The 22,265-nt window shown below is 39.0% G+C and carries 25 protein-coding genes; 21 read left to right on the top strand and 4 right to left on the bottom strand.

The annotated features are described in order from the left end of the window. Positions 1-117: 117 nt before the first annotated feature. Complete coding sequence (locus HMPREF2637_RS06185) at positions 118-1,050, top strand: manganese-dependent inorganic pyrophosphatase (RefSeq protein WP_022495991.1); 933 nt, start codon at positions 118-120, stop codon at positions 1,048-1,050. Between the two features lie 54 nt (positions 1,051-1,104). Beyond that, entirely contained in the window at positions 1,105-1,764 is a 660-nt protein-coding gene (locus HMPREF2637_RS06190; protein ID WP_064523679.1) for a DUF1803 domain-containing protein, read from the top strand. Positions 1,765-1,793: 29 nt separating this feature from the next. Here HMPREF2637_RS06190 and HMPREF2637_RS06195 read toward each other — a convergent pair whose 3' ends face one another. Together HMPREF2637_RS06195 and recX are read right to left on the bottom strand one after the other, a co-directional pair. Beyond that, positions 1,794-2,327, bottom strand: a complete 534-nt coding sequence (locus tag HMPREF2637_RS06195) for a nucleoside tri-diphosphate phosphatase (protein ID WP_002886644.1) — start codon at positions 2,325-2,327, stop codon at positions 1,794-1,796. A gap of 70 nt (positions 2,328-2,397) precedes the next feature. Beyond that, positions 2,398-3,174 carry a recombination regulator RecX gene (gene recX, locus HMPREF2637_RS06200; RefSeq protein ID WP_064523682.1) on the bottom strand — a complete coding sequence of 259 codons (777 nt, stop codon included), beginning with the start codon at positions 3,172-3,174 and terminating at the stop codon, positions 2,398-2,400. 34 nt (positions 3,175-3,208) lie between these two features. On the opposite strand from recX, the gene rlmD reads away from it, so the two are divergent. Together rlmD and asnA are read left to right on the top strand one after the other, a co-directional pair. Then, entirely contained in the window at positions 3,209-4,564 is a 1,356-nt protein-coding gene (rlmD, locus tag HMPREF2637_RS06205; protein ID WP_064523685.1) for a 23S rRNA (uracil(1939)-C(5))-methyltransferase RlmD, read from the top strand. 109 nt (positions 4,565-4,673) lie between these two features. After that, a complete protein-coding gene (asnA, locus tag HMPREF2637_RS06210) occupies positions 4,674-5,666 on the top strand; it encodes an aspartate--ammonia ligase (protein WP_004181885.1) in 993 nt (330 codons plus the stop codon). Positions 5,667-5,817: 151 nt separating this feature from the next. Here the strand turns inward: asnA and HMPREF2637_RS06215 are convergent, their stop codons facing one another. Next, positions 5,818-7,176 carry an aspartate kinase gene (locus HMPREF2637_RS06215; protein WP_038675348.1) on the bottom strand — a complete coding sequence of 453 codons (1,359 nt, stop codon included), beginning with the start codon at positions 7,174-7,176 and terminating at the stop codon, positions 5,818-5,820. A gap of 130 nt (positions 7,177-7,306) precedes the next feature. Here HMPREF2637_RS06215 and HMPREF2637_RS06220 point away from each other — a divergent pair, with 130 nt between their 5' ends. From HMPREF2637_RS06220 to HMPREF2637_RS06285, 14 genes are all read left to right on the top strand, one after another. Further along, a complete protein-coding gene (locus HMPREF2637_RS06220; protein ID WP_064523688.1) occupies positions 7,307-7,945 on the top strand; it encodes an HAD family hydrolase in 639 nt (212 codons plus the stop codon). Positions 7,946-8,156: 211 nt separating this feature from the next. Continuing rightward, a complete protein-coding gene (locus HMPREF2637_RS06225) occupies positions 8,157-8,948 on the top strand; it encodes an enoyl-CoA hydratase (protein ID WP_037601410.1) in 792 nt (263 codons plus the stop codon). Between the two features lie 104 nt (positions 8,949-9,052). Continuing rightward, positions 9,053-9,487 (top strand): fatty acid biosynthesis transcriptional regulator FabT, encoded by a 435-nt coding sequence (locus HMPREF2637_RS06230; protein ID WP_002885562.1) that lies wholly within the window; start codon positions 9,053-9,055, stop codon positions 9,485-9,487. Next, entirely contained in the window at positions 9,487-10,449 is a 963-nt protein-coding gene (locus HMPREF2637_RS06235) for a beta-ketoacyl-ACP synthase III (RefSeq protein ID WP_064520576.1), read from the top strand. The genes HMPREF2637_RS06230 and HMPREF2637_RS06235 overlap by 1 nt, the downstream gene beginning before the upstream one ends. Before the next feature lie 63 nt (positions 10,450-10,512). Further along, positions 10,513-10,737, top strand: a complete 225-nt coding sequence (locus tag HMPREF2637_RS06240) for an acyl carrier protein (protein ID WP_002885495.1) — start codon at positions 10,513-10,515, stop codon at positions 10,735-10,737. A 105-nt stretch (positions 10,738-10,842) separates the two neighbouring features. Next, positions 10,843-11,808 (top strand): enoyl-[acyl-carrier-protein] reductase FabK, encoded by a 966-nt coding sequence (gene fabK / locus HMPREF2637_RS06245; protein ID WP_002890043.1) that lies wholly within the window; start codon positions 10,843-10,845, stop codon positions 11,806-11,808. A 22-nt stretch (positions 11,809-11,830) separates the two neighbouring features. After that, entirely contained in the window at positions 11,831-12,751 is a 921-nt protein-coding gene (fabD, locus tag HMPREF2637_RS06250) for an ACP S-malonyltransferase (RefSeq protein ID WP_002886655.1), read from the top strand. Positions 12,752-12,763: 12 nt separating this feature from the next. Then, the gene (gene fabG / locus HMPREF2637_RS06255) at positions 12,764-13,498 is read left to right on the top strand and encodes a 3-oxoacyl-[acyl-carrier-protein] reductase (protein ID WP_064523691.1); all 735 of its coding nucleotides are present in this window, start codon (positions 12,764-12,766) and stop codon (positions 13,496-13,498) included. A gap of 61 nt (positions 13,499-13,559) precedes the next feature. Further along, the gene (fabF, locus tag HMPREF2637_RS06260; protein WP_002885574.1) at positions 13,560-14,792 is read left to right on the top strand and encodes a beta-ketoacyl-ACP synthase II; all 1,233 of its coding nucleotides are present in this window, start codon (positions 13,560-13,562) and stop codon (positions 14,790-14,792) included. Between the two features lie 3 nt (positions 14,793-14,795). Further along, a complete protein-coding gene (accB, locus tag HMPREF2637_RS06265) occupies positions 14,796-15,299 on the top strand; it encodes an acetyl-CoA carboxylase biotin carboxyl carrier protein (protein WP_070839667.1) in 504 nt (167 codons plus the stop codon). Further along, on the top strand, positions 15,296-15,721 hold the full coding sequence (gene fabZ / locus HMPREF2637_RS06270) for a 3-hydroxyacyl-ACP dehydratase FabZ (RefSeq protein ID WP_002885470.1): 426 nt from the start codon (positions 15,296-15,298) through the stop codon (positions 15,719-15,721). Before accB ends, fabZ begins: the two co-directional genes overlap by 4 nt. 118 nt (positions 15,722-15,839) lie before the next feature. Continuing rightward, positions 15,840-17,210 carry an acetyl-CoA carboxylase biotin carboxylase subunit gene (locus tag HMPREF2637_RS06275; RefSeq protein WP_064525588.1) on the top strand — a complete coding sequence of 457 codons (1,371 nt, stop codon included), beginning with the start codon at positions 15,840-15,842 and terminating at the stop codon, positions 17,208-17,210. A gap of 5 nt (positions 17,211-17,215) precedes the next feature. Then, positions 17,216-18,082 (top strand): acetyl-CoA carboxylase, carboxyltransferase subunit beta, encoded by an 867-nt coding sequence (gene accD / locus HMPREF2637_RS06280; RefSeq protein ID WP_014633562.1) that lies wholly within the window; start codon positions 17,216-17,218, stop codon positions 18,080-18,082. Continuing rightward, entirely contained in the window at positions 18,079-18,849 is a 771-nt protein-coding gene (locus tag HMPREF2637_RS06285; RefSeq protein WP_002886662.1) for an acetyl-CoA carboxylase carboxyl transferase subunit alpha, read from the top strand. The genes accD and HMPREF2637_RS06285 overlap by 4 nt, the downstream gene beginning before the upstream one ends. 29 nt (positions 18,850-18,878) lie before the next feature. Here the strand turns inward: HMPREF2637_RS06285 and HMPREF2637_RS06290 are convergent, their stop codons facing one another. Then, positions 18,879-19,361, bottom strand: a complete 483-nt coding sequence (locus HMPREF2637_RS06290) for an S-ribosylhomocysteine lyase (protein ID WP_002885585.1) — start codon at positions 19,359-19,361, stop codon at positions 18,879-18,881. A 143-nt stretch (positions 19,362-19,504) separates the two neighbouring features. On the opposite strand from HMPREF2637_RS06290, the gene HMPREF2637_RS06295 reads away from it, so the two are divergent. From HMPREF2637_RS06295 to HMPREF2637_RS06305, 3 genes are all read left to right on the top strand, one after another. After that, a complete protein-coding gene (locus HMPREF2637_RS06295; RefSeq protein WP_045001922.1) occupies positions 19,505-21,112 on the top strand; it encodes a ribonuclease Y in 1,608 nt (535 codons plus the stop codon). A gap of 211 nt (positions 21,113-21,323) precedes the next feature. Continuing rightward, positions 21,324-22,070: a DeoR/GlpR family DNA-binding transcription regulator gene (locus HMPREF2637_RS06300; RefSeq protein ID WP_002890068.1), complete on the top strand. Its 747-nt coding sequence runs from the start codon at positions 21,324-21,326 to the stop codon at positions 22,068-22,070. Beyond that, positions 22,067-22,265: PfkB family carbohydrate kinase (locus HMPREF2637_RS06305; RefSeq protein WP_256263067.1), on the top strand; the 199-nt coding region annotated here is incomplete at its 3' end. The genes HMPREF2637_RS06300 and HMPREF2637_RS06305, both read left to right, overlap by 4 nt.

A 22,265-nucleotide genomic window follows, 5' to 3' on the forward strand; every position in this document is an offset into this window, starting at 1 on the left:
TAACACGGGTTCGAATCCCGTACGGACTATATTTCGAGTAACTTAGGTTACTCTTTTTATTTTGTTTCTTTTTTTTATATGTTATAATAGCTTATAATACTATTTTGAGGTGAATTTATGTCTAAAGTTTTTGTTTTTGGTCATCAAAACCCTGATTCTGATGCAATCGGGTCTTCTTATGGATACGCTTATTTGAAACGTCAACTTGGTGTTGATGCTGAAGCTGTTGCTTTGGGTACTCCTAACGAGGAAACTGCTTTTGTTCTTGATTATTTTGGTGTTGAAGCACCACGAGTGGTTGAGTCTGCTCAATCAGAGGGAGTTAATCAAGTTATTCTTACAGACCATAATGAGTTTCAACAATCTATTTCAGATATTAAGGACGTTGAAGTTATTGAGGTAGTCGACCATCACCGTGTGGCTAACTTTGAAACTGCTAATCCATTAATGATGCGATTGGAACCTGTTGGATCTGCATCTTCAATTGTTTTTCGTATGTTTAAAGAAAACAATGTTGAAGTTCCTAAGGAAGTTGCTGGTTTGCTTTTGTCAGGTTTGATTTCAGATACTCTTCTTCTTAAATCTCCAACTACACATGCTTCAGATCCTGCAGTTGCAGCTGAACTTGCAGAAATTGCTGCTGTTAATCTAGAAGAATATGGTCTTGCTATGCTTAAAGCTGGTACTAATCTTTCTTCAAAATCTGCTGAAGAACTCATTGACATTGATGCAAAAACATTTGAATTGAATGGTAATCAAGTTCGTGTTGCACAAGTTAATACAGTTGATATTTCTGATGTTCTTTCTCGTCAAGCGGAAATTGAAGAAGCTATTAATAACTCAATTAAAAACAATGGTTACTCTGACTTTGTCTTAATGATTACTGATATTCTTAATTCTAATTCAGAAATTCTTGCACTTGGTTCAAATACTGATAAGGTTGAAGCTGCTTTTAATTTTGTTTTAGAAAATAATCATGCTTTCCTTGAAGGAGCTGTTTCTCGTAAGAAACAGGTAGTTCCTCAGTTGACTGAAAGCTTTAATGCTTAAAATTAGGCCATAAGGCCTTTTTTTAGTCCTCTGATTAATGGTATAATACTTCTTATGATAATACAATTTAACCCAAACAAACTATGTAAGCAACCTTTTTTTATGGAAATAGTGAATTATCTATATCTTAATCAGCCTGTGACCCTGAGAGCAATAAAAAGGCAGTTTCCTTTTCAAAAGAATATCGATAAATTAATTGAGGAGTTTGTAAAAGAAGGCTATATCGAACGATTCGAGAAACGTTACCGTTTATTAATTAGTCTTGTGTCGGATTCTTCTAAAATTGATTTAGAACAGCATTTTTTTATTAATGATGATTCTACTTGTTATTTAGAACTATTAAATCGTAGATTTGTTACTGAGATAAGTAATTCTACTAATGAAGTTGTTATTGTTGAACAAACGAGTATTACGAGAGACGATCTTACGATTTCAAATTATTTCTATAAATTAAGAGAAAATCTACCATTATCGGAAGAGCAGAATAGATTATATGATATATTAGGGGATGTTAATCCTGAATATTTTTTGAAACATGTTACGACTTTTCTTTTAAAATACGCAAGGAAGGAATATGCACTTCAAAAAAGGAAGAATATTTTTGTTGATGCTTTAGAATTATTAGGGTATCTTATTCAAGTTGAAGAAGGGCGTTATCTTTTGAATATGGATTTAGATTCCGAAGCATTAGTTTTTAGTGCAAAAAAAGACTAGTATCATTACTAGTCTTTTTTATGACAACTTTAACGATTCCTTAGTTCAAGATAACGTTTGTACCAGATGTTAACATAAGATTGTGAAAATGGCCCCTTACCATTGTTAATCCAATCTACCAAGATTTTAACATGTTCCTTTAAGATATAGTCAATATCAGGAGAGTAATGCATTTCTTTTTTATGTGTTTCATACTCATCTACATCTAGCAATTTTTTTTCACCATCAGCGAAGACTTTGACATCTAGGTCATAGTCTATATATTTTAGTGCTTCTTGGTCCAAAATATATGGACTAGCTAAATTGCAGTAGTAGGAAATGCCGTTATCCCTAATCATGGCTATAATATTAAACCAGTATTTTTTGTGGAAATAAACAATAGCAGGTTCACGTGTTACCCATCGTCTTCCGTCTGCTTCAGTAACGAGGGTGTGGTCGTTAACGCCAATAACAGCATTCTCAGTTGTCTTTAGTACCATAGTATCGCGCCAAGTACGGTGCAAACTACCATCATGCTTATAACTTTGAATTGTGATAAAGTCGCCTTCTTTTGGTAATTTCATGGCGTCCTCTTTCTACAATAAGGGTTATCCCCTTTATTGTATCATAATTTTTTGAAAAGAGGGGGAATACCTATAAATATTCTCTTAGAGCGGATGCTATCGCATCAAAGTCATAACCTTTTCGGGCTAAAGATTGTGTCAAGCGTTGCTTAAGCTCATAACCGTCGTATTTTTTACTAAATTTTTGATATTGCTTATCAATTTCGTTATAAAGGAGAGCTTGTTCATTTTCTTCATCTGCTTCAAGTTCTAGATGATCGATTGCTAGTTTACTTTCTTGAAATGAAAAACCTTTATTGATAAGGCTTTGAGTTAATTTATCTTTTAGGGCTTTAGATGGTAGTTTTCCCTGATATTTTCGTAACAGTTTTGAAGCTACTTTAATGGCTATTTCTGAGAAATCAAATTGGCTTAAAACATCGTCAATGATTTGTTTGTTACAACCTTTTTGAAGCCATTTTTGCTTCAGCACATAGGCCCCTTTATCGCCTGAATTCAGATTTTGTTGAGCTAGACTTTCTAGGAGTTTGTAATCATCAATCCAATGATTCTTTTTTAGATTATCAATAATTTTGGGAATTATATGAGGGTTTATTTCATGTTTAAAAAGGTAATCTTTTACTTCTTTCTCAGTACGTTGTTTAAATGAAATAAAATAGAGAGCTAGGTTTTTACCATGCGAGAACTGAGCAAAGGATTTAATATCCTCTAGTTGATCTTTGTCCAGTATCATTTCTTTAGTCAACATGTATTTAACGATGGTATCTTCTGTAACGTAGAGACTCTCTTTTTTATCTATCTCAAGGAGATAAAGTCTCTTTTTCTTCTCGATTTTTGTGATTTTCATAGTTATTATTATATCAAAATGTTAGAATGGTAGTATGAATTTACAAGTGAAACAGCGTATCCCGCTTAAGATAAAACGCATGGGAATCAATGGCGAAGGCATTGGTTTTTATAAGAAAACTCTAGTTTTTGTACCAGGGGCTTTGAAGGGTGAAGAGGTGTTCTGTCAGATTGTTTCTGTTAAGAGAAACTTTGTTCAGGCGAAATTATTAAAGATCAATAAACCTTCTAAGTTTCGTGTCGAACCTGCATGTAATATTTATGAAGACTGTGGTGGTTGCCAGTTAATGCATCTTCGTTATGATAAGCAATTAGAGTTTAAAACTGACTTGTTAGGACAAGCCTTGAAGAAGTTTAAACCGGCTAATTTTGAGTCATATGACATTCGTCCAACAATAGGGATGAAGCAACCACAACATTACCGAGCTAAACTACAATTTCAAACCCGTTCTTTTGGTGGCTCAGTTAAGGCTGGCTTATTTGCGGAAGGGAGTCATCGCCTCATTAATATTGATGATTGCCTAGTTCAGGATGAGCTAACTCAAGCCATTATGAATAAGGTGACAAATTTGTTAGATAAATACAAGTTACCAATTTATAATGAGCGCAAAATTGCTGGAATTCGTACTGTTATGATACGACGTGCTTTGGGTTCAAATCAGGTCCAGTTAATTTTTGTAACCTCTAAATCAGTTTCTTTCACAAAATTAGTTAAGGAATTGACGGAAAGTTTTCCAGAAATCGTAACAATCGCTGTCAATTATAACTATTCGAAATCTAGTGAAATTTATGGACAGGATACTGAGATTATTTGGGGACAAGACACGATTCAAGAAGAGGTACTGGACTATAACTTCGCTCTCTCTCCTCGTGCATTTTACCAGTTGAATCCTCAACAAACAGAGGTACTCTATGGTCAGGCTGTTGAAGCTTTGGATGTGGATAAGGCTGAACATCTTATTGATGCTTATTGTGGGGTTGGTACTATTGGACTTGCTTTTGCAAATAAGGTAAAGAGTATTCGAGGTATGGATATTATTCCTGAGGCTATTGAGGATGCTAGGAAGAATGCCAAATCACTTGGACTGGAAAATGCTCACTATGAGGTGGGTAAAGCAGAAGATATCATTCCACGTTGGTACAAGGAAGGGTATCGAGCAGATGCTCTTATTGTGGATCCCCCTAGAACTGGTTTAGATGATAAGCTACTTAAAACGATACTGGACTACACTCCTGAAAAAATGGTATATGTTTCATGTAATGTATCTACTTTGGCTAGAGACCTAGTTTCTTTGGCTAAAGTTTATGATGTTAATTATATCCAGTCAGTAGATATGTTTCCTTATACGGCTCGAACAGAAGCAGTTGTGAAGCTAACTAAGAAAATGTGATAAAACCTAACATAAAAAACAAGAAATTTTCAAAATTGTTGGAAAATTTCTTTATTTTTCTGAAAAATAGGAGTATAATAGGCTTATCGATTTTTTAAAGGAGGAGCGTATGAAAAAGAGCTTCATTCATCAACAAGAGGAAATTTCTTTTGTGAAGAATACTTTTACACAGTATTTGATTGATAAACTTGACGTCGTTGAAGTGCAAGGGCCTATTTTGAGTAAGGTCGGGGATGGTATGCAGGATAATTTGAGCGGTATTGAGAATCCTGTAACTGTTAATGTGCTTCAGATTCCAGACGCGACATACGAAGTTGTTCACTCATTAGCAAAATGGAAACGCCATACTTTGGCTCGTTTTGGTTTCAATGAAGGTGAAGGGCTTGTGGTTAATATGAAGGCTCTTCGTCCAGATGAAGATTCATTGGATGCAACGCACTCTGTTTACGTTGACCAATGGGACTGGGAAAAAGTTATTCCTGACGGACATCGTAATATCGCTTATTTGAAAGAAACTGTTGAGACCATTTATAAGGTCATTCGTTTGACTGAGCTAGCAGTTGAAGCACGTTACGATATTGAAGCAATTTTACCTAAGAAAATTACCTTCATCCATTCAGAAGAGCTTGTTGAGAAGTACCCTGATTTGACACCAAAAGAGCGTGAAGATGCTATTACCAAGGAATATGGTGCTGTATTCTTGATTGGTATCGGTGGTGTTCTTCCTGATGGAAAACCACATGATGGTCGTGCACCTGACTATGATGACTGGACAACTGAGTCTGAGAATGGTTACCGTGGTTTGAATGGAGATATCTTGGTTTGGAATGAACAATTAGGACATGCTTTTGAATTGTCATCAATGGGTATTCGTGTTGATGAAGATGCCCTTAAACGTCAGGTTGAAATTACTGGCGACCAAGATCGTTTGAAATTGGATTGGCACCAAGCTTTGTTACATGGCCTTTTCCCACTAACAATTGGTGGAGGTATTGGTCAATCACGTATGGCTATGTTCTTGCTTCGTAAGAAACATATTGGTGAGGTTCAAACTTCAGTTTGGCCAGATGCCGTTCGTGAAACTTACGAAAACATCTTGTAAAAAAAGCACTAACGAAAGTTAGTGTTTTTTGGTTTGCAATAGCTATGCATAATTGATTAATGAATTGGCTATTGGAGTAGATATGATAAGAGCTGGCTTAGTTTTTCTCATAAAGAAAAAACCTTTCCCCTGAAGGAGATAGGTTTTTAGATTAGTCGTCACTACGGAAAAAGGCATCATAAAGAGCTCTGACGGCTGCTTTTTCTTGCTCAGTTTCAATTACAAACATAACAGAAACCTCACTAGAACCTTGAGAAATCATTTCTAGGTTAATATGTTTTTCAGAGAGCGCTTTAGCTGCTGTCGCTGTAACACCGATGTGGTCTTTCATATTTTCACCAACAATCATGAGAATTGAAAGGCCATGTTCAATTTCAACTTCATCAACACCGAGTTCACGAGTCAAGTATGAAAGGATTTCTTGTTCTTTGATTGGGGTAAGTTCACGTTCTCGAATAATGATTGAAAGATCATCGATTCCAGAAGGCATGTGTTCCCAACGGATGTTTAAATCTTCCAAGATTTGAAGCACCTTACGTCCAAAACCGACCTCACGGTTCATAAGGTATTTGCTCATATTAATACTTACAAATTTGTCATCACTAGCAATACCAACGACAGGAACTGTTGCACCCTTGTGCTCAAGAATAATACGAGTACCAGGATGAGATGGGTTATTTGTGTTTTTAATAACGAGTGGAATCTTACCACGATAGGCAGGGAGGAGGGCTTCATCATGAAGTACAGAGAAGCCAGCATAAGCCAATTCACGCATTTCTTTGTAAGTCAACTCTGGAATTGAATGTGGTTCATGGACAACCCCAGGATGGGCTGCGAAAATACCATCTACATCCGTAAAGTTTTCGTATAAATCAGCTTTCACACCCGCTGCAACGATAGATCCTGTGATATCAGAGCCTCCACGCGAGAAAGTACAAATTTGATTATCAGGGGTAACACCAAAGAAACCAGGGATTACAAGAACCTCATCTGATTCACGAAGCTCCTCCAACTTGTCATAGGCTCCTGGAAGGATACGAGCATTCCCAGGTTCGCTTGAGACAAAAATACCAGCTTGGCGAGGGTGAACGTAACGTGCTTCAATACCGTTATTACGGAAATATTCTGCGATTAATTTTGCGTTATTATCTTCCCCTGCAGCTAGGAAAGTATCATAAAGGAAATCATTGTCTTCAATAGGAAGAGTGGCAAGATCGTTGATAGATTTAGCAATCTTCGCCATTTCTGTTGATTTGAAGCCTAGCTCATCGACCATAGCTTGATAGCGGTTAATAATCCATTCTTGGTCAGCTTTGACATCAGCACCTTTTGTGTAGTGTTTATAGTATTTAATCAAGGCGTCTGTGACTTTGGTATCTTCATCGTTACGTTTACCTGGGGCAGAGACAACGACAAAGCGACGTTCAGGGTCAGATTTTACAATGTTTAAGACTTTTTCTAATTGTGTGGCTGAAGCAAGCGAGCTTCCACCGAATTTGATGACTTTCATAGTTACTCCAAAAATTTTAAATTACTCTACAATTATAGCAAAATTCTGACAATTTGTCACATTGTTTTTAAAAGCGAGTAAGATTTAGAATGATTATGGTACAATAAAGTAAGAAAGAGGAGGATATCCCGTGGTAGAGGCAATTATTTTTGATATGGATGGTGTCCTTTTTGACACTGAAAAATATTATTATGATCGACGTGCAAGTTTCTTAGCTCAAAAGGGAATTTCAATCGACCATTTACCCCCGTCTTTCTTTATAGGTGGAAATACTAAGCAAGTTTGGGAAAATATTCTCAGAGATGACTATGATAACTGGGATGTGCCAACTTTACAAGAAGAGTATAATGCCTATAAACAAGACAACCCCTTACCCTACAAAGAATTAATCTTTCCTGATGTTTTGAAAGTCTTGAATGAAGTGAAATCTCGAGGGCTGAAAATAGGTTTGGCTTCTAGCTCAGTGAAGGCAGATATCCTTAGAGCTTTGGAGGAAAATCATTTGAACGGTTTCTTTGATGTGGTTCTCTCAGGAGAGGAATTTAAAGAGAGTAAACCCAATCCAGAGATTTATCTGACAGCATTACAGCATTTGAACGTGGAAGCAAATCAGGCGCTGATTATCGAAGATAGCGAAAAGGGGATTGCTGCTGGAGTCGCTGCAGGTGTTGAGGTTTGGGCCATTAAAGATAATCGTTTTGGCATGGATCAAAGTGCAGCCAAAGGCTTGTTGGATAACCTTATAGATGTTTTAGATTTATTAAAATAGAAGAGACACCGAGTTGTAGAACTCGGTGTTTTGATGTATCAAATTAAAAAACTCTAAGTTTTTGTTGACCTTTAGATGGACTATGGTATACTAGAAATTAACGATGAATGATTTGATAATCAAATTATCTATTCATCAAATAAAATTGTGATAAAAATATAAAGAACATACGGTTTTCATATAGGAACTAGTTATCGGAGGAATGCAAAAAATGGCTTACGAAACAATTCTTTATAGTGTTGAAGATGGAGTAGCAACTTTAACGCTTAATCGTCCAGAAGTGCAAAATGGATTTAATATTCCAGTTTGTGATGAGATTATGGCTGCAATTGAGCAAGCTAAACAAGATGCGTCAGTAAAATTCTTGGTAATCAATGCTAATGGAAAAGTCTTTTCTGTTGGCGGTGACCTTGATCAAATGCAAAAAGCGGTTGCTGTAGATGATGTACAGTCTTTGGTTCGTATTGCTGAGCAGGTAAATGAAATTTCTTTTGCTCTTAAAAAATTGCCTAAGCCAGTCATCATGGTAGTTGATGGACCATGTGCAGGTGCTGCAGCTAACTTAGCTGTTGCAGCAGACTTTACGATTGCATCTGATAAAGCTAAATTCATCCAAGCTTTTGTAGGTGTTGGTTTGGCACCTGACGCTGGAGGTCTCTACCTTTTGACACGTTCAATCGGTATTAACCGTGCGACTCAAATTACCATGACAGGAGAGCCAGTATCAGCTGAAAAAGCCTTGGACTGGGGAATTGCCTACAAAGTTGTTGAGTCAGAAAAACTTGAAAAAACTGTGAGTCAATTGATTAAAAAATTGAACCGCTCTTCAGTGAATTCCTTTAAAGCCATTAAAGAAATGGTTTGGGAATCTGAATTTGCGGGATGGGAAAATTACGCTAAGTTGGAACTTGACTTGCAAAAATCTCTTGCTTTCACAGAAGACTTCAAAGAAGGGGTACGTGCTTATAGTGAGCGTCGTCGACCTAAATTCCAAGGGAAATAGCCACATTTTCTAAAAGAAAAACTAAAGTTTTTTAATCGGGCTTGCGAAATTAGTTTGAGTCTGATATAATTTGAAAGTCAAAGTTTTATTGAAAGGAGTCTGGTGTGAATTACGACAAAATTGATGGCTATCTTGTTGATATTTTTAATAACGTAGTTATTATCGAAGAAGCAAGTTTAAAGAATTCAAAGTTTAACGATGTTTCCCTCAAGGAAATGCATACCATTGATGTGATCGGTACACATCCAGATACGACACCAAGTGCAGTAGCTAAAGAACTCATGCTAACTCTTGGTACTGTAACAACATCTCTCAATAAACTTGAAAAGAAAGGTTATATTGTCCGTACGCGTTCATCAGTTGACCGTCGTGTGGTCCATCTTTCGCTCTCTAAAAAGGGTCGTTTGGTATATCGTCTTCACCGTCGTTTTCATAAATCAATGGTGATGAGGATTACAGAAGGCTTTAACGACGAGGAATTGAAGGTTATGAGCAAGGGATTGGAAAATCTCCACGCATTTCTTGAGGAGTTGAAATAATGGCATTTGCAAAAATTAGTCAGGTTGCCCATTATGCACCTGCTCAGGTCGTGACTAATGATGACCTATCAAAAATCATGGATACTAGCGATGAGTGGATTCGCTCACGTACCGGTATTCAGGAACGTCGCATCTCATTGAATGAGAATACGAGTGATTTAGCTACCAATGTTGCTTATCAGCTATTAGAAAAATCAGGATTAGCTCCTGAGGAACTAGACTTTGTTTTAGTTGCAACGATTTCTCCTGATAGTTCTATGCCGTCAGTAGCGGCTCGAGTTCAAGGAGCAATTGGTGCAGTCAACGCCTTTGCTTTTGATATTACTGCGGCATGTAGTGGGTTTATCTTTGCTTTAGCAACCGCAGAAAAATTGATAAAGTCAGGCGCATACAAAAAAGGTTTAGTCATTGGTTCTGAAGTTCTTTCAAAAACTTTAGACTGGTCTGACCGTACAACAGCTGTCCTCTTTGGAGATGGTGCTGGCGGAGTCCTCTTGGAAGAAACTGAAGAAGAACATTTCTTCGGAGAATCTTTAAATACCGATGGTAGCAAGGGTGGTCTTGAGTCAGGAGCTTCTGCAGTTATCTCGCCTTATTCAGATGAGTCTGATCAGCCTAATCCCTATATGCAAATGGATGGGAAAGCAATCTTTGATTTTGCCGTTAAGACGGTTTCAAAGAGTATTAAGGCCTTGGTTGAAGAAAAAGGTGAGCCTGATTACTTCCTTCTTCATCAAGCTAATATTCGTATTTTGGATATTATGGCTAAGAAAATCGATGTCAGTCGTGATAAATTCTTGGCAAACATGATGTCTTATGGTAATACCAGTGCGGCAAGTATCCCAATTCTGCTTTCTGAAAACGTGGCGAATGGGACCTTAAAATTAGACAGCGGTCAAACAATTCTCTTATCAGGTTTTGGTGGGGGTTTGACATGGGGCAGTCTTATTGTTAAAATCTAGTTATATAAATTATGCACCAGCATAGATTATAAGAAATATATTTATCTTAAAGGAGAAATTAAAATGGCAGTATTTGAAAAAGTACAAGAAATCATCGTTGAAGAACTTGGGAAAGATGCAGAAGAAGTAAAAGTAGAAACTACTTTTGACGAACTTGACGCTGACTCACTTGACGTGTTCCAAGTTATCTCAGAAATCGAAGATGAGTTCGATATCCAAATCGAAACTGAAGAAGGTCTTAACACTGTTGGTGACCTTGTTGCTTACGTAGAAGAAAAAACTAAATAAGCAGGGCATAGAGAATATTCTTATTTGGGATATTCTCCTTTGTTTATACAATTACTTTGATTATTAAACTATTTATTTGATTAGAAAATCGAAAAAAGGTGCAAAATGAAATCTCGTATTACAGAACTGTTAGGAATTAAATATCCAATCTTCCAAGGTGGTATGGCCTGGGTTGCTGATGGCGACTTGGCAGGAGCCGTTTCAAATGCTGGTGGACTCGGAATAATTGGTGGTGGTAATGCCCCTAAAGAAGTGGTAAAAGCTAATATTGATAGAGTAAAACAAATCACTGATAAACCATTCGGTGTTAATATCATGCTTTTGTCACCATTTGCAGATGACATCGTCGACCTCGTTATCGAAGAGGGCGTTAAGGTTGTTACAACAGGAGCCGGAAACCCAGGTAAATATATGGAACGTTTCCACGAAGCTGGAATTACAGTAATCCCAGTTATTCCATCGGTAGCACTTGCTAAACGTATGGAAAAACTTGGAGCAGATGCTGTTGTTGCAGAAGGTATGGAAGCTGGTGGTCACATCGGTAAATTGACAACTATGGCACTTGTTCGCCAAGTTGCTGATGCGGTATCTATCCCAGTTATTGGAGCTGGTGGTGTTGCTGATGGACGTGGTATGGCTGCTGTTCTTATGCTTGGAGCAGATGCTGTTCAGGTTGGTACGCGTTTCGCTGTTGCTAAAGAATCTAATGCACACCAAAATTTCAAAGATAAGATTTTGAAGGCTAAAGATATTGATACTGTTATTTCAGCCTCAGTTGTTGGACACCCTGTTCGTGCGATTAAGAATAAATTGGCTACTGAATATAACCAAGCTGAAAAAGATTTCTTGGCTGGTAAGAAGACTCAAGAGGAAATTGAAGAGCTTGGTGCAGGTGCCCTTCGTAACGCGGTTGTTGATGGAGATGTGGAATATGGTTCAGTTATGGCTGGACAAATTGCAGGTCTTGTTCGTAAAGAAGAAACATGTGCAGAAATCTTGGAAGACCTATACACAGGTGCTGCCAAGGTGATTAAAGAAGAAGCTGCTCGTTGGGCAGATGTAAACGTCTAAAAACGTCGAAAGGATTAGGATAGTGACAAAACGTGCGTTCTTATTTGCTGGTCAAGGGGCTCAGAAATTGGGCATGGCGAGCGATTTGTATGCGACTTATCCCGTTGTCAAAGAGACATTTGATACGGCAAGTCGTATTCTAGGTTATGATTTGCGTGAATTGATTGATTCTAACGAAGAAAAACTTAATCAGACACGCTATACTCAACCAGCTATTTTGACAACGTCAGTAGCCATTTATCGCCTTTTGGCAGAAAATGGTATCACTCCTGATATTGTTGCCGGTCTCTCTTTGGGTGAATATTCTGCCCTAGTTGCGGCTGGAGCACTCTCATTTGAGGATGCGGTAGCCTTGGTTGCTAAACGTGGAGAATTCATGGAAACAGCTGCTCCTGCTGGAAGTGGGAAAATGGTTGCTGTCATGAATACAGATCCAAGTTTGATTGAAGAAATCTGTCAAAAAGCATCTGAAAAGGGTGTAGTAACGCCTGCTAACTATAATACTCCAGCACAAATTGTTATTGGTGGTGAAGTTGAGGCTGTTGATTATGCTGTGGAATTGCTTAAAGAAGCTGGTGCTAAACGTCTGATTCCTCTTAATGTTTCAGGGCCGTTCCATACAGCTTTACTTGAATCAGCTAGTCAAAAATTGGCAGCAGAACTTGAGAAAGTGTCATTCAAGGACTTTACGCTTCCTTTAGTAGGTAATACTGAGGCTCAAATCATGAAGTCAGAAGACGTCAAAGCACTTTTGGCTCGTCAGGTGATGGAACCTGTACGTTTTTATGATTCGATTGCCACTATCCAAGAATTTGGTGTAGATGAAGTAATTGAGATTGGTCCAGGAAAAGTCTTGTCAGGCTTCTTGAAGAAAATTGATAAAACCTTACCAACTCATAATGTTGAAGATCAAGCTAGTCTTGATGCCCTTCTTAATGCTTAAAACGAGGTAAACATGGAACTTAAGAATAAAAATGTTTTTGTAACAGGTTCAACACGTGGAATTGGATTAGCTGTGGCACACAAATTTGCTAGTCTTGGTGCCAATGTTGTTCTAAATGGACGTTCTGAAATCTCTGAGGACTTGCTTGCACAGTTTGCAGATTATGGTGTAACTGTTGTAGGTATCTCAGGTGATATTTCTAACGGTGAAGATGCTAAACGTATGGTAGCTGAAGCTATTGAAAAGCTTGGTAGTGTTGATGTGCTAGTTAATAATGCTGGTATCACTAACGATAAGTTGATGTTGAAGATGAGTGAAGAAGATTTTGAACGTGTCTTGAAAATCAACTTGACTGGTGCTTTCAATATGACACAGGCTGTCTTAAAACCAATGTCTAAGGCTCGTCAAGGTGCCGTCATCAATATGTCATCTGTTGTAGGTCTCATGGGGAATATTGGTCAAGCTAACTATGCGGCTTCAAAAGCTGGTTTGATTGGTTTTACAAAATCAGTTGCGCGTGAAGTTGCGGCTCGTGGTGTCCGTGTCAATGCTATTGCTCCTGGTTTCATTGAATCAGATATGACTGACGCTATTCCAGAGAAAATGAAAGATGCTATGATTGCTCAAGTGCCAATGAAACGTATTGGTCAAGCAGAAGAAGTGGCTGAAGTTGCAGCATTCTTGGCTAGTCAAGAATATCTCACAGGTCAAACCATCGCTATTGATGGTGGTATGACCATGCAATAATTGAATGTCTATATCAAAAAATCATTTACTAGAATATCCATCCGACAAAAGGAGAATATATATGTCTACAAATCGTGTTGTTGTTACAGGTTACGGCGTAACCTCACCAATCGGTAATACACCAGAAGAATTTTGGAACAGTCTTCATGATGGTAAAATTGGTATCAAACCAATTACGAAGTTCGATGCTTCTGAAATTCCAGTCTTTAACGCTGGTGAGATCCAAGATTTCCCGTTCGATAAGTACTTTGTGAAAAAAGATACTAACCGTATGGACACTTACTCACTTTATGCGATTTATGCTGCTATGGAAGCTCTTGAAAATTCAGGACTTAACATGGAAGAAGAAGATCGTGATCGTGTTGGTGTCATCGTGTCATCTGGTATCGGTGGTCTTCAAGAACTTGAAGATCAAATCATTCGTATGCACGAACGTGGGATGAAACGTATCAAACCAATGTTTATCCCTAAAGCACTTTCAAACATGGGTGCTGGTAACATTGCTCTTAAAATTGGTGCTCAAGGGGTATGTAAATCAGTGACGACTGCTTGTGCCTCTGCCAATGATGCAATCGGTGAAGCCTTCCGTGAAATTAAATTCGGTTTGCATGATGTTGTCTTGGCTGGTGGTGCTGAAGCTTCAATCACTAAGATTGGTATTGGTGGTTTCAATGCTCTTACAGCACTTTCAACAACAGAGGATCCAGAACGTTCATCAATTCCATTCGATAAAGACCGTAATGGTTTTGTTATGGGTGAAGGTGCAGGGGTTCTCGTTATCGAAAGCTTGGAACATGCCCAAAAACGTGGTGCTAACATCTTGGCTGAGATTGTTGGTTACGGATCAAACTGTGATGCCTACCACATGACAACACCAACTCCAGACGGTTCAGGTGCTGCTAAAGCAATTAAATTGGCTATCAATGAAGCTGGTATCAAACCTGAAGATGTTGATTATGTCAATGCTCACGGGACATCAACACCTGCTAATGAAAAGGGTGAAAGTGGTGCCATTGTTTCTGTACTTGGTAAAGATGTTCCAGTTTCATCTACTAAATCATTTACAGGTCACTTGCTAGGTGCTGCTGGTGCAGTTGAGGCTATTGCAACAATCGAAGCTATTCGTCATAGCTATGTACCGAAAACTGCTGGTACAAAAGAATTGTCTGACTACATCGAAGCTAATGTTGTTTATGGTGAAGGTCAAGAAGCTGATATTGAGTATGCAATTTCAAATACCTTCGGTTTTGGTGGACACAATGCTGTTCTTGCTTTTAAACGTTGGGAGGCTTAATCCATGAATATTTCTGAAATCAAAGATTTATTGGCTCAATTTGATGCATCAACTTTACGTGAATTTTCATACAAAAATAACGGTGAAGAATTGAATTTGAGCAAAAATCAAACAAGTTCAGTAACAGCTGCCCCAGTAGCTCCTACAGTTGAAGTAGTTGCGCCAGCTCCTCAAGCTCCAGTAGCTCCAGTAGCTCCAGTAGCAGAACCTGCCGCTGTTGAAACTCCAGCAAGACCAGTTGAAGAAGCTTCTGCACCAGCTCAAGCTGCTGAAGGAGAAGTGGTTGAAAGTCCACTTGTCGGTGTGGCTTACTTGTCTCCATCACCTGAAAAACCAGCCTTTGTTTCTGTTGGTGACACTGTTAAGAAAGGTCAAACGCTTCTTATCGTTGAAGCGATGAAGGTGATGAATGAAGTGCCAGCACCTAAAGATGGTGTTATTACTGAAATCTTGGTAGCGAATGAAGAAGTTGTTGACTACGGAAAAGGATTGGTACGCATCAAATGACAATTGATATTAATGCTATTCGTGAAGCTTTACCACACCGTTATCCAATGCTCTTGGTTGACCGTGTGCTAGAAGTTTCAGAAGACGAGATCACAGCTATTAAAAATGTAACGATCAATGAACCTTTCTTTAATGGACATTTTCCTCAATACCCAGTTATGCCTGGCGTTCTTATCATGGAAGCTCTTGCGCAAACAGCTGGTGTTCTTGAATTGTCTAAACCTGAAAATAAGGGCAAATTAGTCTTTTACGCAGGTATGGATAAGGTTAAATTTAAAAAACAAGTGGTTCCTGGTGACCAACTTGTTATGACAGCTAAGTTTGTTAAACGTCGTGGAACAATTGCTGTTGTTGAAGCTAAGGCTGAAGTCGATGGTAAACTTGCTGCATCAGGTACTTTGACTTTTGCTATTGGAAGCTAATGTTTTGTGAAAATCCTTCTGGCGACAGTCGGAAAGGATTTTTCTTTAGACATTGGTCTATCACATAGAAAGGAAATCAACACAGACTATCAAAAAATGTCTGATGTTATCTTGTTTTATGTTTAAAAAATTATTGATTGCCAATCGTGGTGAAATTGCAGTGCGTATTATCCGTGCAGCGCGTGAATTGGGTATCCAAACGGTTGCTATTTATTCTGACGCAGATAAGGATTCTCTCCATACTATGCTTGCTGATGAAGCTATTTGTATCGGGCCTGCAAAATCAACGGATTCTTATTTGAATATGAATCGTGTCCTATCAGCTGCTATTGTGACTGAGGCTCAAGCTATTCACCCAGGGTTTGGTTTCTTGAGTGAAAACTCTAAATTTGCCACTCTCTGTGAAGAAATGAACATCAAGTTTATTGGCCCTTCAGGCGAAGTCATGGACAAGATGGGGGACAAAATCAATGCCCGTGCTGAAATGATTAAGGCTAATGTCCCTGTAATTCCTGGTTCAGATGGTGAAGTCTTTACAGCTGAGGAGGCTTTGGAAGTTGCCAACCGTCTTGGTTACCCAGTGATGCTTAAGGCTTCTGCTGGTGGTGGCGGTAAGGGGATTCGTAAGGTTAACACTGAAGAAGAGTTAGCTCCAGCTTTCGAATCTGCGTCACAAGAAGCTAAAGCAGCCTTTGGTAATGGGGCGATGTATATTGAAAAAGTTATTTACCCAGCTCGTCATATCGAGGTTCAAATTTTGGGAGATAGCTATGGTAATATTGTTCACCTAGGTGAGCGTGATTGCTCTCTTCAACGTAATAACCAAAAGGTTTTGGAAGAATCACCGTCAGTTGCTATTGGTAAGACACTTCGTCACGAAATTGGTTCAGCGGCTGTCCGTGCCGCTAAGGCTGTTAATTATGAAAATGCGGGTACTATCGAGTTCCTTCTTGATGAGAAAACAGGTCAGTTCTACTTTATGGAAATGAACACCCGTGTTCAAGTTGAGCACCCAGTTACAGAATTTGTAAGTGGTGTGGATATTGTTAAAGAACAAATCCGTATTGCCGCGGGTGAAAAACTCTCTGTGACCCAAGATGATATTGAAATCAAGGGGCATGCTATTGAGTGTCGTATCAATGCAGAAAATCCTAAGTTCAACTTTGCACCTAGTCCAGGGAAAATTAGCAATCTCTACCTACCTAGTGGAGGTGTTGGTCTCCGTGTAGACAGTGCAGTCTATCCTGGCTATACTATTCCCCCTTACTATGATTCAATGATTGCCAAAATCATTGTTCATGGAGAAAATCGATTTGAGGCGCTCATGAAGATGCAACGTGCTCTTTACGAGCTCGAAATCGATGGTGTTGTGACTAATGCTGACTTCCAGTTGGATTTGATTTCAGATCGTAGCGTTATCGCTGGGGATTATGACACTTCCTTCTTGATGGAGACCTTCCTACCAGCTTATCAGAATCGTGAGGAATAGAGTTTATGGGATTATTTGATCGAAAAGAAAAGTATATCCGTATCAATCCTAACCGTTCTGTACGTAATGGGATTGATCACCAAGTGCCAGAAGTTCCAGATGAACTTTTTGCAAAATGTCCTGGTTGTAAACAAGCTATTTATCAAAAGGACTTGGGACAAGCTAAAATTTGTCCAAATTGTTCTTATACCTTCCGTATTTCCGCTAAAGAACGTCTCGATTTAACAGTTGATGAGGGATCTTTCCAAGAACTGTTTACAGGTATTAAAACTGAAAATCCATTGAATTTTCCAGGTTATATGGAGAAACTAGCAACGACTAAGGAAAAAACTGGTCTTGATGAAGCTGTCGTGACTGGTGTTGCAACTATCAAGGGGCAAAAAACAGCCTTGGCCATTATGGATTCTAACTTTATTATGGCTTCAATGGGAACTGTTGTTGGTGAGAAAATCACTAAACTCTTTGAACATGCGATTGAGGAAAAACTTCCAGTTGTTATTTTTACAGCATCTGGTGGGGCCCGTATGCAAGAAGGAATCATGAGTTTGATGCAAATGGCTAAGATTTCAGCTGCTGTAAAACGTCATTCGAATGCTGGCTTGTTGTATTTGACTGTATTGACAGATCCAACAACTGGTGGGGTTACAGCAAGTTTCGCCATGGAAGGTGATATCATCTTAGCTGAGCCACAAACCTTGATTGGTTTTGCAGGTCGTCGTGTCATTGAAAACACAGTTCGCGAAACTTTGCCAGATGATTTTCAAAAGGCTGAGTTCCTTCAAGAACATGGTTTTGTTGATGCCATTGTTAAACGTACAGAGTTGGCTGATACCATTGCCACACTCTTATCATTCCATGGAGGTGTTCAATGAGCGACGTAGCACGTATTTTAAAAGAAGCGCGTGACCAAGGCCGTTTAACTGCTTTGGACTTTGCCCAAGGAATCTTCGATGACTTTATTGAACTTCATGGCGACCGTAATTTCCGTGACGATGGTGCCATTATTGGTGGTATTGGTCGTTTAAATGGCCAAGCGGTTACTGTAGTGGGTATCCAAAAAGGTAGAAACCTACAAGATAACCTTAACCGTAACTTTGGGCAACCTCATCCAGAGGGCTATCGTAAGGCTCTTCGCCTCATGAAACAGGCTGAAAAGTTTGGTCGTCCAGTTGTTACCTTTATCAATACTGCAGGTGCTTATCCTGGTGTTGGGGCAGAGGAACGTGGACAAGGTGAGGCAATTGCGCGTAACCTTATGGAAATGAGTGATCTTAAGGTGCCAATTATTGCCATCATCATTGGTGAAGGTGGTTCGGGAGGAGCTCTTGCCTTGGCGGTAGCCGATAAGGTTTGGATGCTTGAAAATACCATCTACTCTATCTTGAGTCCGGAAGGGTTTGCGACTATTCTCTGGAAAGATGGCTCACGTTCAGAAGAGGCAGCAGAGTTGATGAAGATTACATCAGGTGAGTTGCTTAACATGGGAATCGTTGATAAGGTGATCCCAGAACGTGGTTACTTTACAAGTGAAATTATTGAAGCAATTAAGACAGCAATTGTAGATGAGTTGGCAGAATTAAGCCAATTATCAACAGAGGACTTGCTTGAAGCGCGTTATCAACGTTTTAGAAAATACTAAAAAAACATTGGGATATATCCCAATGTTTTTTAAACGGTATGGCGTTCGAAGGCTTGGTCTGAGATACCTTGTTCAAGGATAAGTTTAGCCCATTCCTTAGCTGAATGAAGACTGTGATCCTTGTAGTTACCACAAGATTCAATGGTAGTTCCTGGAACATCTTCCCATGTAATCTCGTTAGCAATAGCTTCAAGACTAGATTTGATAACTTTAGCAATTTCTGTAGGATCTTGTTTACCCCACATAATCATATGGAAGCCTGTACGGCAACCAAATGGTGAGCAATCAATAAGTCCATCGATACGTTGACGGATCAGTTTAGCGAGTAGGTGTTCGATAGTGTGAAGACCACCTGTGTCAATACTATTTTCATTAGGTTGAATCAAACGGATATCAAAGTTTGTAATGATATCTCCTTTAGGTCCAACTTCCTCAGAAATAAGACGGACATAAGGTGCTTTTACAATGGTGTGATCAAGTTCAAAACTTTCAACAGTAACGTCTTTTGGCATGGTAATACCTCCCTATTCTAATAGAGTTATGATACCATAAAATCAGTTTAAAGTTCTAGTATATATTTGAGAAATCGCTATAAATATGATACACTAGAAGACGGTTTTCTTTAGGGAAACCTTAGAAAAGTTGAGGTAAAGACATGATAAACATGATAATTTTAGTTGTCTTTGCACTCATTGGTTTAGTCGTTGGATATTTAGCAATTTCTATTAAACTTAGCAAAGCTAAGGAACAAGCAGAAACTACCTTGCTAAAGGCAGAACAAGACGCTGTGAACCTTCGTAGTCAGGCAGAGCATGATGCAGATCATCTGCGTGTGACTGCTGAACGTGAGAGTAAGGCTCAACGTAAAGAGTTCTTGTTAGAAGCAAAAGAGGAAGCTAGAAAATATCGAGAAGATATTGAAAAAGAATTCAAATCTGAACGTCAAGAGCTTAAACAGATGGAAAATCGTTTGACAGAACGTGCCACTAGCCTTGATCGTAAGGATGAAAATCTATCAAGTAAAGAACTTGCCCTCGAGAAGAAAGAGCAGAGTCTTGCTGACAAATCTAAACATCTTAATGAGCGTGAAGAGAATGTGACTCAGTTGGAGGCTGAGAAGCAGGCTGAACTTGAACGTGTTGGTCAAATGACCATTGCAGAAGCGCGTGAGGTAATCTTAACAGAAACTGAGAATAACTTGACTCATGAGATTGCAACACGTATCAAAGATGCAGAAGCACAGGTTAAAGATACTGTTGATAAGAAAGCCAAAAATTTGTTGGCGCAAGCTATGCAACGCTTGGCTGGAGATTATGTTACTGAACAAACAGTAACGACTGTCCACCTTCCAGATGACAATATGAAAGGTCGTATCATTGGGCGTGAGGGGCGTAACATCCGTACGCTTGAAAGTCTAACAGGTATTGACGTTATTATTGACGATACTCCAGAAGTAGTTGTCCTTTCTGGTTTCGATCCCGTTCGTCGTGAAATTGCACGTATGACTCTCGAAGCCTTGATTAAGGATGGACGCATCCATCCAGCTCGTATTGAAGAGTTGGTTGAGAAGAGCCGTCAGGAAATGGATAACCGTATCCGTGAATATGGTGAAGAGGCAGCCTACGAAATTGGCGCTATGAATCTTCACCCTGATTTGATCAAGATTATGGGACGCTTGCAGTTCCGTACGTCGTATGGTCAAAACGTACTTCGTCACTCAGTTGAAGTTGGTAAACTAGCAGGTATCATGGCTGGTGAATTGGGTGAGAATGTTGCCCTCGCTCGTCGTGCTGGTTTCCTTCACGATATGGGGAAAGCCATTGACAAAGAAGTCGAAGGTAGCCACGTAGAGATTGGTGCTGAGTTTGCACGTAAGTACAAAGAACATCCAGTTGTGGTTAACGCTATTGCCAGCCACCATGGCGATGTAGAACCTGAGAGCGTCATTGCAGTTATTGTAGCAGCAGCAGATGCTTTGAGTTCGGCTCGTCCAGGGGCTCGTAATGAATCTGTTGAGAATTATGTCAAACGCCTTCGTGATTTGGAAGAAATTGCATCAAGCTTTGACGGTGTTCAAACAAGCTTCGCCCTTCAAGCTGGTCGTGAAATTCGTATTATGGTTCATCCAAACAAAATCTCGGATGATGAAGTTACGATCTTGTCTCACAAGGTACGTGAACAAATTGAGAAGAATTTGGATTACCCAGGAAATATTAAGGTTACAGTCATTCGTGAATTCCGTGCGGTTGACTATGCTAAATAAGATAAGAGAGCCGAAAGGCTTTTTTATTTTGCCCTTCATACTGAAAGGAGTATTATTTTTGAAAATGTAAGAACTTTCTTATCAAATTGCGTCATTTTGGTAGATAAGTATTTTATAATGAAATATTTTGATTTTTTTTGACTGTTTCTAGTTGACAGCTATTAAAAATTTAGTATAATAGATTTTGTAAACGATTACAGAAGGAGAGATTATGCTAAAGTCTGAACGTAAGCAGATTATCTTGTCTCAGTTGAAACAAGATGGTTTTGTCACTTTGGAAAACCTAACTGTTTTGTTAAGTGATACTTCCGAGTCGACGATTCGTCGCGACTTGGATGAGTTAGCGGCAGATGGCCAACTTAAACGTGTTCATGGCGGTGCTGAAAGCATTCATGGTCTAAAGGAAGAAATTGCCAATAGTCAAAAAGCTATTAGAAACGTTCAAGAAAAGGCTCAGTTAGCTGGTTATGCTGCCGATTTGATTAAGGAAGGTGATGTCGTCTTTCTAGAGGCTAGTACAACAAATGAACTTTTGATTCCACATTTGGCTAATCGTCAGGTAACGGTTGTGACTAATTCTATCCATCATGCTGTTAAGCTTGTAGATCTTGGTGTTAGCACTAGGATTGTTGGAGGAAAGGTTAAACATTCAACGGATGCGTCTATTGGAAGTACTGCTCAAGAGCAAATCAGGCAACTGAATTTTGATTGTGCTTTCATTGGTGCTAATGGCGTTGATGCTAATTATTTCACCACCCCAGACATGGAAGAGGCAGTTATTAAACGGACGGTTATAGCTAATGCGCAAAAAGCTTATGTTCTAGCGGATGCCTCTAAACTTGGTCAGATTACCTATGCTAAGGTAGCCGAGGTCGAGAAAGTAACCATAATTACAAATGCTTCGGAAGAAGAGCTCCTAAAAGAATTAAAAGAGAAAACGAGGGTTATTGAAGTATGATTTATACTGTAACGCTGAATCCATCAATCGACTTCATTGTTCGTATCGACAAAGTAGAGATTGGTGAAGTTAACCGCATGGAGAGTGATGATAAGTTCGCTGGCGGTAAGGGGATTAATGTTAGTCGTATTTTGCAACGTTTAGGTGTCGATAATACTGCAACGGGCTTCATCGGTGGTTTTACAGGACGTTTTG

Origin of the sequence: Streptococcus sp. HMSC065H07, from assembly GCF_001837325.1 — a bacterium.
Lineage (GTDB): Bacteria > Bacillota > Bacilli > Lactobacillales > Streptococcaceae > Streptococcus > Streptococcus salivarius_H.